Below are 12,245 nucleotides of genomic sequence, written 5' to 3' on the forward strand. Positions count from 1 at the left end.
GCCGGCAACAGCAGGAGGCGGCAACAGTGAAGATCCGGGTGGAACGCGACGTACTCGCGGAGGCAGTGGCCTGGGCGGCGCGCAGCCTCCCGGCCCGTCCGCCGGCCCCTGTCCTCGCCGGCCTGCTGCTGAAGGCCGAGGACGGCCAGCTGAGCCTGTCCAGCTTCGACTACGAGGTCTCCGCGCGGGTGTCGGTCGAGGCGGAGGTCGAGGAGGAGGGCACCGTCCTCGTCTCCGGCCGCCTGCTCGCCGACATCTCCCGCGCCCTCCCCAACCGGCCGGTGGAGATTTCCACAGACGGTGTACGGGCCACGGTGGTGTGCGGCTCCTCGCGGTTCACCCTGCACACCCTGCCTGTGGAGGAGTACCCGGCCCTGCCGCAGATGCCGAACGCGACGGGCACGGTCCCCGGCGAGGTCTTCGCCTCCGCCGTGCAGCAGGTCGCCATCGCGGCCGGCCGCGACGACACGCTGCCCGTCCTCACCGGTGTGCGCATCGAGATCGAGGGCGACACCGTGACGCTGGCCTCCACCGACCGCTACCGCTTCGCGGTCCGCGAGTTCCTGTGGAAGCCGGAGAACCCGGACGCCTCCGCGGTCGCCCTGGTGCCCGCCAAGACGCTCCTGGACACCGCCAAGGCGCTGACCAGCGGCGACCAGGTGATCCTGGCGCTGTCCGGTTCGGGCGCGGGCGAGGGCCTGATCGGTTTCGAGGGCGCCGGCCGCCGTACCACCACGCGGCTGCTGGAGGGCGACCTCCCGAAGTACCGCACGCTGTTCCCGACCGAGTTCAACAGCATCGCCGTGATCGAGACCGCCCCCTTCGTGGAGGCCGTCAAGCGCGTGGCCCTGGTCGCCGAGCGCAACACCCCGGTGCGGCTGAGCTTCGAGCAGGGCGTGCTCATCCTGGAGGCCGGTTCCAGCGACGACGCACAGGCTGTGGAAAGGGTCGACGCCCAGCTGGAGGGCGACGACATCTCGATCGCCTTCAACCCGACCTTCCTGCTGGACGGCCTGAGCGCCATCGACTCCCCGGTGGCCCAGCTGTCGTTCACCACGTCCACCAAGCCCGCGCTGCTCAGCGGCCGGCCGGCGGTGGACGCGGAGGCGGACGAGGCCTACAAGTACCTGATCATGCCGGTGCGGCTCAGCGGCTGACGTCGTCCACAGCTGTGCACAGCCGTTTCCGGACGTCCCGGCGGTCGATGGGGCCGGTGCGGACCCCGGAGGCGGCTGTGGACGAACCCGCAGGTGGGGCGTGCGGATGAGCGCGTATGCCCACAGATGTGCGTGAGCGTCCGGGATTAGGCTCAGGGCGGGTACGTAAGTGCCGCGGCACGGCCGTGCCGCCACGTCACGTCGCAACCTAAGGAACACAACTGATGGAGCTCGGTCTCGTCGGCCTCGGCAAGATGGGCGGCAACATGCGCGAGCGGATACGCCGCGCGGGCCACACCGTCTTCGGATACGACCGCAACCCGGACCTCGCCGATGTCCACAGCCTGGAAGAGCTTGTGGGCAAGCTCAAGGGCCCGCGTGTGGTGTGGGTGATGGTCCCGGCCGGCGAGCCCACCCAGTCCACCGTCGACGCGCTCGCCGAGCTGCTCGAGCCCGGCGACGTCGTCGTGGACGGCGGCAACTCCCGCTGGACGGACGACGAGAAGCACGCCGAGGAGCTGGCGGCCAAGGGCATCGGCTTCGTCGACTGCGGCGTCTCCGGCGGCGTCTGGGGGCTGGAGAACGGCTACGCGCTGATGTACGGCGGCGACAAGGAGAACGTCGCCAAGGTCCAGCCGATCTTCGACGCCCTCAAGCCCGAGGGCGACTTCGGCTCGGTGCACGCCGGCAAGGTCGGCGCGGGCCACTTCGCGAAGATGGTCCACAACGGCATCGAGTACGCCATGATGCAGGCCTACGCCGAGGGCTGGGAGCTGCTGGAGAAGGTCGACTCGGTCACCGACGTCCGCGAGGTGTTCCGCTCCTGGCAGGAGGGCACCGTCATCCGCTCCTGGCTGCTCGACCTCGCGGTGAACGCCCTCGACGAGGACGAGCACCTGGACGGGCTCCGGGGTTATGCACAGGACTCCGGTGAGGGACGCTGGACGGTGGAGGCCGCCATCGACAACGCGGTCCCGCTGCCGGCGATCACCGCCTCGCTGTTCGCGCGGTTCGCCTCCCGTCAGGAGGACTCGCCGCAGATGAAGATGATCGCGGCGCTGCGCAACCAGTTCGGCGGCCACGCGGTCGAGAAGAAGTAAGCAACACCCGAAGGTGGGGAGGTCGGCGAAACGACCATGCACGTCACGCATCTGTCGCTGGCCGACTTCCGCTCCTATCCCCGGGTCGAGGTCCCGCTCGACCCGGGGGTGACGGCCTTCGTCGGGCCCAACGGGCAGGGCAAGACCAACCTCGTCGAGGCGGTCGGCTATCTCGCCACCCTGGGCAGCCACCGCGTCTCCTCCGACGCCCCGCTGGTCCGCATGGGCGCCGACCGCGCGATCATCCGCGCCCAGGTCCGCCAGGGCGAGCGGCAGCAGCTGATCGAGCTGGAGCTGAACCCGGGCCGCGCCAACCGCGCCCGTATCAACAGATCGTCGCAGGTCAGGCCCCGTGACGTGCTCGGCATCGTCCGGACGGTCCTCTTCGCCCCCGAGGACCTCGCCCTGGTCAAGGGCGACCCCGGTGAGCGGCGCCGCTTCCTGGACGAGCTGATCACCGCGCGTTCCCCGCGCATGGCCGGCGTCCGCTCCGACTACGACCGGGTGCTCAAGCAGCGCAACACCCTGCTGAAGTCGGCCGCGCTGGCCCGCCGGCACGGCGGCCGCACCCTGGACCTGTCCACCCTCGACGTGTGGGACCAGCACCTCGCGCGCGCGGGCGCCGAGCTCCTGGCCCAGCGGCTGGACCTGATCACCGCGATCCAGCCGATGGCCGACAAGGCGTACGAGCAGCTCGCCCCCGGCGGCGGACCGGTCCTGCTGGAGTACAGGCCCTCCGCACCCGGTGAGGCCCACACGCGCGAGGACCTGTTCGAGCAGTTGATGGCCGCCCTCGCCGAGGCCCGCAAGCAGGAGATCGAGCGGGGCGTCACCCTGGTCGGCCCGCACCGCGACGACCTGCTGCTCAGGCTGGGCCGGCTGCCCGCCAAGGGCTACGCCTCCCACGGGGAGTCCTGGTCCTACGCGCTGGCGCTGCGCCTGGCCTCCTACGACCTGCTGCGGGCCGAGGGCAACGAGCCGGTGCTGGTGCTCGACGACGTCTTCGCTGAGCTGGACGCGCGCCGCCGGGAGCGCCTGGCCGAGCTGGTCGCGCCCGGTGAGCAGGTCCTGGTGACCGCGGCCGTCGACGACGACGTGCCCCATGTGCTGTCGGGGGCGCGGTTCGCGGTGGCGGAGGGGACGGTGGAGCGCGTATGAGCGAATCCGGCACGCCCGGCCGCGCAGCCGGGGACGGGCCCGGAAGGCCCCCCGAGCCGTCCGGCGTCGACCTCGCGCGCGTGGCGCTGCGGGCGGCCAGGGAGGCGGCCCGCGCGCGGGGGGACGTGGCTCGGCAGAAGAAGCAGGCCCGGCACGGCGGCCTGCGCTCCGGGGCGCGCGCCGACCGGCGCGACCCCATGGCGCTCGGCGCGGCGATCAACCGCCTGCTGTCCGAGCGCGGCTGGGAGGCCCCGGCCGCGGTGGGCGGGGTGATGGGGCGCTGGCCCGAGATCGTCGGCGAGGACGTGGCCAAGCACTGCGAGCCGGAGCGGTACGACGAGGACGAGCGGGTCCTGAGCGTGCGCTGTGACTCCACGGCCTGGGCGACGAACCTGCGGCTGCTCGCCCCGACCCTGGTGGCCCGCCTCAACGAGGACCTCGGACACGGCACCGTGAGGCTGATCAAGGTCAACGGTCCCGGTGGTCCCGCCCGCCGCTACGGCCCGCTGCGCGCCCCCGGAAGCACGGGTCCCGGGGACACCTACGGGTGAGCGGAGGCCGTTTTCCGGCCCTCCCGCCCCACGTGTCCGACATCACAACAGGTCTTCTCCGCAGCCGGTTCGAGCCGCCGGGACACGCTTCGCCGTGCGACCGCACAAGGGTGCGAATCGCCACCTGACTCCAAAGTAGCCAAGGGTTGACGCCCCGAAGCGCTGAGTGCCCTCGTGAGCGTCTTGGGGCCCCCATCCGCATATCGGGAGTCGGACGAGACCGGTTGAGGGCGGCACATGCGAACCCAGGTACCGGCAAACCCCCATCGATGTCAGTGCTACCGGTAGAATGGAAGACAATCCCGCCCCGATCGTGGGGACCGCCCGGGAAAAGCTGAGCAACGCTGATCAAGGCTTACCAACGCAACATGCCGCAGCCGCTCCGGCAACCCGCCGACGAGCCCGGCTCGTGCTGTGCCAGAAAGGGCGCTTCGTGGCCGATTCCGGCAACCCCAACGAGAACATCCCGTCCACCGAGACCGGCGTGGACAACGCGGCGAGTACCTCGAACGGCGAGGGCACCGCCTCGTACGACGCCAGTGCCATCACCGTCCTCGAGGGTCTGGACGCGGTCCGCAAGCGACCCGGTATGTACATCGGCTCGACCGGTGAGCGAGGACTGCACCACCTCGTCTACGAGGTCGTCGACAACTCCGTCGACGAGGCGCTGGCCGGTCACGCGGACACCATCGACGTGACGATCCTCGCCGACGGCGGGGTGCGCGTCGTCGACAACGGCCGTGGCATCCCGGTGGGCATCGTGCCCTCCGAGGGCAAGCCGGCCGTCGAGGTCGTGCTGACGGTGCTGCACGCGGGCGGCAAGTTCGGCGGCGGCGGCTACGCGGTCTCCGGCGGTCTGCACGGTGTCGGCGTCTCGGTCGTCAACGCCCTGTCGACCAAGGTGTCCGTCGAGGTGAAGACCGACGGCCACCGCTGGACGCAGGACTACAAGATGGGCGTGCCGACGGCCCCGCTCGCCCAGCACGAGGCGACGCAGGAGACGGGCACCTCGGTCACCTTCTGGGCCGATCCGGACATCTTCGAGACCACCGAGTACTCCTTCGAGACGCTCTCGCGGCGCTTCCAGGAGATGGCGTTCCTCAACAAGGGCCTGACGATCAAGCTCACCGACGAGCGCGAGTCGGCGAAGGCCACGGCGGGCGCCGACGAGGCGGGCGCGGACGAACTGGCCGAGGAGCAGAAGGTCAAGTCCGTCACGTACCACTACGAGGGCGGCATCGTCGACTTCGTGAAGTACCTCAACTCCCGCAAGGGAGAGCTGGTGCACCCCTCCGTGATCGACATCGAGGCCGAGGACAAGGAGCGGCTGCTGTCGCTCGAGGTCGCGATGCAGTGGAACAACGGGTACAGCGAGGGCGTGTACTCCTTCGCCAACACCATCCACACCCACGAGGGCGGTACGCACGAGGAGGGCTTCCGCGCGGCGCTCACCGCCCTGATCAACAAGTACGCGCGCGAGAAGAAGCTGCTGCGCGAGAAGGACGACAACCTCACGGGTGACGACATCCGCGAGGGCCTGACGGCGATCATCTCGGTCAAGCTGGGCGAGCCGCAGTTCGAGGGCCAGACCAAGACCAAGCTGGGCAACACCGAGGCGAAGACCTTCGTGCAGAAGGTCGTCTACGAGCACCTCAACGACTGGCTGGACCGCAACCCCAACGAGGCCGCGGACATCGTCCGCAAGGGCATCGCGGCGGCCACCGCGCGCGTGGCGGCCCGCAAGGCGCGCGACCTGACCCGCCGCAAGGGCCTGCTGGAGTCGGCGTCCCTGCCGGGCAAGCTGTCCGACTGCCAGTCGAACGACCCCACCAAGTGCGAGATCTTCATCGTCGAGGGCGACTCCGCCGGCGGCTCGGCCAAGTCCGGCCGCAACCCGCAGTACCAGGCGATCCTCCCGATCCGCGGCAAGATCCTCAACGTCGAGAAGGCGCGCATCGACCGGATCCTGCAGAACCAGGAGATCCAGGCGATGATCTCCGCGTTCGGCACGGGCGTGCACGAGGACTTCGACATCGAGAAGCTCCGCTACCACAAGATCATCCTGATGGCGGACGCCGACGTCGACGGCCAGCACATCAACACCCTGCTGCTGACGTTCCTGTTCCGCTTCATGCGGCCGCTGGTCGAGGCCGGGCACGTGTACCTCTCCCGCCCGCCGCTCTACAAGATCAAGTGGGGCAAGGACGACTTCGAGTACGCGTACTCCGACCGCGAGCGCGACGCGCTGATCGAGATGGGCCGCCAGGCCGGCAAGCGCATCCGCGAGGACTCCGTCCAGCGCTTCAAGGGCCTCGGCGAGATGAACGCCGAGGAACTGCGCGTCACCACGATGGACCAGGAGCACCGCGTCCTCGGCCAGGTCACCCTGGACGACGCCGCCCAGGCCGACGACCTGTTCTCGGTCCTGATGGGCGAGGACGTCGAGGCCCGCCGCGCGTTCATCCAGCGCAACGCCAAGGACGTCCGCTTCCTCGACATCTGAGTCGGTCTCAGCTGACCGCACCAGGAAGGACCTTCACCAGCAATGACCGACGAGAACACTCCCGTCACGTCCGAAGAGGACGGCCTCGTCCTGCGCGTCGAGCCCGTCGGGCTCGAGACGGAGATGCAGCGCTCCTACCTCGACTACGCGATGTCCGTCATCGTCTCGCGTGCGCTGCCGGACGTCCGTGACGGCCTCAAGCCCGTCCACCGCCGCGTGCTGTACGCCATGTACGACGGCGGCTACCGCCCCGAGCGCGGCTTCTACAAGTGCGCCCGCGTCGTCGGCGACGTCATGGGCAACTACCACCCGCACGGCGACTCCTCGATCTACGACGCGCTGGTCCGCCTGGCGCAGCCGTGGTCGATGCGGATGCCGCTGGTGGACTCCAACGGCAACTTCGGCTCGCCGGGCAACGACCCGGCGGCGGCCATGCGCTACACCGAGTGCAAGATGGCGCCGCTGTCGATGGAGATGGTCCGCGACATCGACGAGGAGACCGTCGACTTCACGGACAACTACGACGGCCGCTCCCAGGAGCCGACCGTCCTGCCGTCCCGGTTCCCGAACCTGCTGATCAACGGCTCGGCCGGTATCGCGGTCGGCATGGCGACCAACATCCCGCCGCACAACCTGCGCGAGGTCGCGGCCGGCGCCCAGTGGTACCTGGAGAACCCCGAGGCGTCCCACGAGGACCTGCTCGACGCGCTGATCGAGCGCATCAAGGGCCCCGACTTCCCGACCGGCGCGCTCGTCGTGGGCCGCAAGGGCATCGAGGAGGCGTACCGCACCGGCCGCGGCTCGATCACCATGCGCGCGGTGGTCGAGGTCGAGGAGATCCAGAACCGCCAGTGCCTGGTGGTCACGGAGCTGCCCTACCAGGTCAACCCCGACAACCTCGCGCAGAAGATCGCCGACCTGGTGAAGGACGGCAAGATCGGCGGCATCGCGGACGTCCGCGACGAGACCTCCTCGCGCACCGGCCAGCGCCTGGTCATCGTGCTCAAGCGGGACGCGGTCGCCAAGGTCGTCCTGAACAACCTCTACAAGCACACCGACCTGCAGACCAACTTCGGCGCCAACATGCTGGCGCTGGTCGACGGCGTGCCGCGCACCCTCTCCCTGGACGCGTTCATCCGCCACTGGGTGACGCACCAGATCGAGGTCATCGTCCGCCGTACGCGCTTCAGGCTGCGCAAGGCCGAGGAGCGGGCGCACATCCTGCGCGGCCTGCTGAAGGCCCTGGACGCCATCGACGAGGTCATCGCGCTGATCCGGCGCAGTGAGACCGTCGAGATCGCGCGCGGGGGCCTGAGGGACCTCCTGGAGATCGACGACATCCAGGCCAACGCGATCCTGGAGATGCAGCTGCGCCGCCTGGCCGCCCTGGAGCGCCAGAAGATCGTCCAGGAGCACGACGAACTCCAGGCGAAGATCAACGAGTACAACGAGATCCTCGCCTCCCCGGTCCGCCAGCGCGGCATCGTCAGCGAGGAGCTGGCGGCGATCGTCGAGAAGTACGGCGAGGACCGCAAGACCAAGCTGATCCCCTACGAGGGCGACATGTCCATCGAGGACCTGATCGCCGAGGAGGACATCGTCGTCACGGTCACGCGCGGCGGCTACATCAAGCGCACCAAGACCGACGACTACCGGGCCCAGAAGCGCGGCGGCAAGGGCGTGCGCGGCACGAAGCTGAAGGAAGACGACATCGTCGACCACTTCTTCGTCTCCACCACGCACCACTGGCTGCTGTTCTTCACCAACAAGGGCCGCGTGTACCGCGTGAAGGCGTACGAGCTCCCCGACGCCGGGCGGGACGCGCGCGGGCAGCACGTGGCGAACCTGCTGGCCTTCCAGCCGGACGAGGCGATCGCGCAGATCCTGGCGATCCGCGACTACGAGGCGGCCCCGCACCTGGTGCTGGCGACCAAGGCCGGCCTGGTGAAGAAGACGCCGCTGAAGGACTACGACTCCCCGCGCTCGGGCGGTGTGATCGCGATCAACCTGCGCGAGCAGGAGGACGGTTCCGACGACGAGCTGATCGGAGCCGAACTCGTCTCGTCCGACGACGACCTGCTGCTGATCAGCAAGAAGGCGCAGTCGATCAGGTTCACCGCCACGGACGACACACTGCGTCCCATGGGCCGCGCGACCTCGGGCGTCAAGGGCATGAGTTTCCGCGAGGGCGACGAGCTGCTCTCGATGAATGTTGTCCGACCCGGTACGTTCGTGTTCACTGCCACAGACGGCGGGTACGCGAAGCGGACCGCCGTCGACGAGTACCGCGTCCAGGGGCGCGGCGGTCTCGGCATCAAGGCCGCCAAGATCGTCGAGGACCGTGGATCCCTCGTCGGCGCGCTGGTGGTCGAGGAGACCGACGAGATCCTCGCCATCACGCTGTCGGGCGGCGTGATTCGTACGCGAGTCAACGAGATCAGGGAAACCGGCCGTGACACCATGGGCGTCCAACTGATCAATCTGGGCAAGCGCGATGCCGTGGTCGGCATCGCCCGTAACGCCGAGGCGGGACGCGAGGCGGAGGAAGTCGACGGCGACGTGGTCGTGGACGAGTCCGACGAGGGGGCCGCGACCGTCGGCACGGACGAGGGTGAGGCGCCCTCGGCCGAGTAGCACGAGGAGTGAGTCACGTGAGCGGAGCCGCGGGCGCCGGACCGGCCGGTACCAGTACGGGAACGGACGGCGGTGGCCGTGGCTCCGCCGCGCGTGCGGCCGATCCGCACACGACCAATCTCAAAGCGATCAAGGCGCCGGCCAAGGACGCGTCCTCGGCCGGCGCACAGGGATCCCAGGGGGGAACGGTGACCGACACCCGAGGCCCGCAGCAGGCCGCGCCGCACCAGGGCGCCGCCGCTCAGACGGCCTCACCGCTGCCGGGGGAACGGCAGTCGCAGCAGCAGGCGGGGCCGTACCACCCGCCGCAGGCCTACGAGGCGCAGGGCGGCACGGCAGGAGGCCAGGCCGGTTCCGCGCGGCGCCCGCGCACGGGGGCGCGCACCACGCCGCGCGTGCGCAAGGCGCGCCTGCGCGTGGCGAAGGCCGACCCGTGGTCGGTGATGAAGGTCAGCTTCCTGCTCTCCATCGCGCTCGGCATCTGCACGATCGTCGCGTCCGCGGTGCTGTGGATGGTCATGGACGCCATGGGCGTGTTCTCGACGGTCGGCGGCACGATCTCCGAGGCGACCGGCTCCAGCGAGTCGAACGGCTTCGACCTCCAGTCGTTCCTGTCGCTGCCCAACGTCCTCATGTTCACGACGATCATCGCGGTCATCGACGTCGTCCTGGCGACGGCCCTCGCGACGCTCGGCGCGTTCATCTACAACCTCTCCGCGGGCTTCGTGGGCGGTGTCGAGCTCACGCTGGCCGAGGACGAGTGAGGGGCGCGGACCGCGTTCCCCGCCTCCGCCGCCGGTCACCCGGCAACCGATTTTGGGACTGCCCCCCTCGTGCGCTAATCTTCAGGAGTCAGCGCGCGGGACACACACCGCAGAGCGCGGCGGGGCTATAGCTCAGTTGGTTAGAGCGCATCCCTGATAAGGATGAGGCCACAGGTTCAAATCCTGTTAGCCCCACCATCGTGAAGACCCCCGGTTCATCAGAACCGGGGGTCTTCGGCGTTCACGGGCACGCTGATCCGGCTGTGCCGGAGGACCGCCCGGGCGGCCCCGGGACGCGCCCTCGGGGAGGGACGAGGGCAGCGGCGGACGGGCCGGGGGGCTCGTGGCCGAGTGCGATGATGAACGCGTGTTCGTACAGTTCCTCGCCGCAGCCGGTGTGCTCGCTGTCCTGACCGTGGTGCCCGGCCCGGACATGGCCGTCGTGACGAAACGAGCCGTGGCGTGCGGCTGGCGGGACGGACTGCGCACCGTCGGGGGCATCACCGCCGGCCTGGTCACCTGGGGCGTCCTCACCGTGGTCGGGCTGGCGGCCACGCTGGCCGCATCGGCCACCGCCTACACCGTGGTCAAGCTGGCCGGCGCCGCCTACCTAGCCTTCCTCGGGGTGCAGGCGCTGCTCCACAGCCGGCGCGACCGTACCGGCACCTCCGCACCGGCCGGTCCCGCTCCCCGGGGAAACCCGTGGCGGACGGGCTTCGTGAGCAACGTCTTCAACCCGAAGATCGCCGTCTTCTACACGGGTCTGCTGCCGGCGCTCGCGCCTTCCGGCACGGCACCCCACGCGGGAATGGCCCTCCTGGTCCTCCTGCACGCCGCGCTCACCCTCGTCTGGCTCGGCAGCTACGTGCTGCTGCTGGCCAAGGCCCGTGCGTTCTTCGAGAGGCCCGCCGTGCGGCGGGTGACGGATCGCGTCACCGGCGTCGTTCTGATCGGATTCGGCATCAAGGTCGCCACGACGCAGCCCTGACCCCTCGCCGAGGGGCGGGCCGGTCCGTCAAGAAGGACGGGGCCGCAGGGGTACGTCCTGGCGGCCCATCCGCGAGAAGACCCCCGGTCACCGCTGACCGGGGGGCTTCGACTTCTCCGACTTCCACGGGCGCCGAGGACCGGGAACGCGTCCGCAGGTCCCCGTGCCTTCCGGCCGACGGCCCGGGAGCCGGTCCGGAGCCCGTGCCGTACCCGTGTGCCCGTGGCCGGGGCGCGGACAGGCGAAGGCCCGGCCGCTCCGTCCGAGCTGCCGGGCCTGTGGTGTGCCGTACTGCCGTACGCGAGTTCGCCGGGACTTCCAGGACCGGGCAACGGCACAGGAGGAGCTGAGCCCCGGGGTCAGCGTCGGAGCGGCGTGTCGTCGGGGAGGGGCTCCGCCGAGGAGGTCGTGGCTTCGGAGCAGTCCGAGGCGGCCGGTTCCGCGGTCGCAGGCGTGTCCGCGGACGGGCGGTGACGGCAGCTGGGAGACTTCCCGTGGGCCTCGGCGTGGATGCGCTGTTTCATCGTGGGAGGCAGGGCGGTGAGGAGCGGCCTGAGGAACGGCACCGGCACCCATGCGGTCGCGTCCGGGAGGCTCTCGCTGTTGCGCGTCGGCTCGCTCTGCGGTACGGCCGCGGAGGAGGCCGTGGTGATGAGTCCGAGCGCCGTGCACAGCGCGAGGAAGGCGGTGACGATGGCGGTCCACAGCTTCATGACCTTGTTCCGGGCCATGGCCCCTCACTTTCGGGTCGGGCGATTTGCGTACTTTCCTCATCATGTGTATGGGGGGCGCGAAGTGGTGGACCGACGCCCGTGGCGCGTGGATGTTCAGATGAACACCACCCGGATGGGCGCAAGAGGGTCGAAAAATGAAGAAAGCCGGAGGGAGGCGGCGAAAGTGACCTTCCGTGAGAGTCTGATCACCCTCCGGTCGGGTCGGTGGGGCCCCTCCTACTGCGCGGTGCCGGAGGCCAGTTGACGGGCCGACGCAGGTCACCGATCGGTATCGACCGGTGTGTATAGTCGGGCGCCAGAGGTCCCCTACGTCAAGGAAAGACGAGGTCGCGCGGTGAAGAAGCTTCTCCTGGTCGCACTGGCCGCCATCGGCGGGCTCCTCGTGTACCGCCAGATCCAGGCGGATCGCGCCGAGCAGGATCTGTGGACGGAGGCGACTGACTCCGTGCCCACGGGTTCGTGAGTACCGACATCCGACGCTGAACGGACCCCGGCCGCCCTCGCGGCCGGGGTTTTGTTCTGTTCGGGGCGGACTCGAGGGCGGACCTTGTCGAAGGGCCTCGTCCGGGCCTCGTCCGAAGGGCAGGATGGGCCGCGGTGCGACGTCCGGGCGACGACGAGGGGTGGCGCGTGAGGGGACGGTGGGGCAAGGCGCG

10 protein-coding genes and 1 tRNA gene are annotated in these 12,245 nt (G+C 69.9%); 10 read left to right on the forward strand and 1 reads right to left on the reverse strand.

All coding sequences use genetic code 11. From position 1 onward, the window contains the following. Window positions 1-26: 26 nt before the first annotated feature. The 9 genes from dnaN to GL259_RS19930 all read left to right on the forward strand — a co-directional run bounded on the left by dnaN (window position 27) and on the right by GL259_RS19930 (window position 10,855). Window positions 27-1,157, forward strand: coding sequence for a DNA polymerase III subunit beta (gene dnaN / locus GL259_RS19890; protein WP_159534666.1), 1,131 nt, complete (start codon window positions 27-29; stop codon window positions 1,155-1,157). Window positions 1,158-1,381: 224 nt separating this feature from the next. Beyond that, entirely contained in the window at window positions 1,382-2,257 is an 876-nt protein-coding gene (gnd, locus tag GL259_RS19895) for a phosphogluconate dehydrogenase (NAD(+)-dependent, decarboxylating) (protein WP_159534668.1), read from the forward strand. A 36-nt stretch (window positions 2,258-2,293) separates the two neighbouring features. Next, on the forward strand, window positions 2,294-3,415 hold the full coding sequence (recF, locus tag GL259_RS19900; RefSeq protein ID WP_159534670.1) for a DNA replication/repair protein RecF: 1,122 nt from the start codon (window positions 2,294-2,296) through the stop codon (window positions 3,413-3,415). Then, complete coding sequence (locus GL259_RS19905) at window positions 3,412-3,966, forward strand: DciA family protein (RefSeq protein WP_159534672.1); 555 nt, start codon at window positions 3,412-3,414, stop codon at window positions 3,964-3,966. The genes recF and GL259_RS19905 overlap by 4 nt, the downstream gene beginning before the upstream one ends. Window positions 3,967-4,399: 433 nt before the next feature. After that, window positions 4,400-6,469, forward strand: a complete 2,070-nt coding sequence (gene gyrB, locus GL259_RS19910) for a DNA topoisomerase (ATP-hydrolyzing) subunit B (RefSeq protein WP_159534674.1) — start codon at window positions 4,400-4,402, stop codon at window positions 6,467-6,469. Between the two features lie 42 nt (window positions 6,470-6,511). Then, complete coding sequence (gyrA, locus tag GL259_RS19915; protein ID WP_159534676.1) at window positions 6,512-9,103, forward strand: DNA gyrase subunit A; 2,592 nt, start codon at window positions 6,512-6,514, stop codon at window positions 9,101-9,103. A gap of 17 nt (window positions 9,104-9,120) precedes the next feature. Next, a complete protein-coding gene (locus tag GL259_RS19920; protein WP_159534678.1) occupies window positions 9,121-9,867 on the forward strand; it encodes a DUF3566 domain-containing protein in 747 nt (248 codons plus the stop codon). Between the two features lie 121 nt (window positions 9,868-9,988). Then, window positions 9,989-10,065, forward strand: a tRNA-Ile gene (locus GL259_RS19925). A 169-nt stretch (window positions 10,066-10,234) separates the two neighbouring features. Continuing rightward, the gene (locus GL259_RS19930) at window positions 10,235-10,855 is read left to right on the forward strand and encodes a LysE family translocator (protein WP_159534680.1); all 621 of its coding nucleotides are present in this window, start codon (window positions 10,235-10,237) and stop codon (window positions 10,853-10,855) included. 359 nt (window positions 10,856-11,214) lie between these two features. On the opposite strand, the gene GL259_RS19935 is transcribed toward GL259_RS19930, so the two are convergent. Further along, entirely contained in the window at window positions 11,215-11,586 is a 372-nt protein-coding gene (locus tag GL259_RS19935; RefSeq protein ID WP_159534682.1) for a DUF6344 domain-containing protein, read from the reverse strand. Between the two features lie 337 nt (window positions 11,587-11,923). On the opposite strand from GL259_RS19935, the gene GL259_RS19940 reads away from it, so the two are divergent. After that, complete coding sequence (locus GL259_RS19940) at window positions 11,924-12,052, forward strand: DLW-39 family protein (RefSeq protein WP_003999697.1); 129 nt, start codon at window positions 11,924-11,926, stop codon at window positions 12,050-12,052. Window positions 12,053-12,245: the final 193 nt, after the last annotated feature.

This window comes from Streptomyces sp. Tu 3180, from assembly GCF_009852415.1.
Classification (GTDB): domain Bacteria; phylum Actinomycetota; class Actinomycetes; order Streptomycetales; family Streptomycetaceae; genus Streptomyces.

Bases quoted from the DNA above. Each gene is read 5' to 3' on its own strand.
- gnd (WP_159534668.1), top strand. From the start codon at position 1,382: ATGGAGCTCGGTCTCGTCGGCCTCGGCAAGATGGGCGGCAACATGCGC.
- recF (WP_159534670.1), top strand. From the start codon at position 2,294: ATGCACGTCACGCATCTGTCGCTGGCCGACTTCCGCTCCTATCCCCGG.
- GL259_RS19905 (WP_159534672.1), top strand. From the start codon at position 3,412: ATGAGCGAATCCGGCACGCCCGGCCGCGCAGCCGGGGACGGGCCCGGA.
- gyrA (WP_159534676.1), top strand. From the start codon at position 6,512: ATGACCGACGAGAACACTCCCGTCACGTCCGAAGAGGACGGCCTCGTC.
- GL259_RS19935 (WP_159534682.1), bottom strand. From the start codon at position 11,586: ATGGCCCGGAACAAGGTCATGAAGCTGTGGACCGCCATCGTCACCGCC.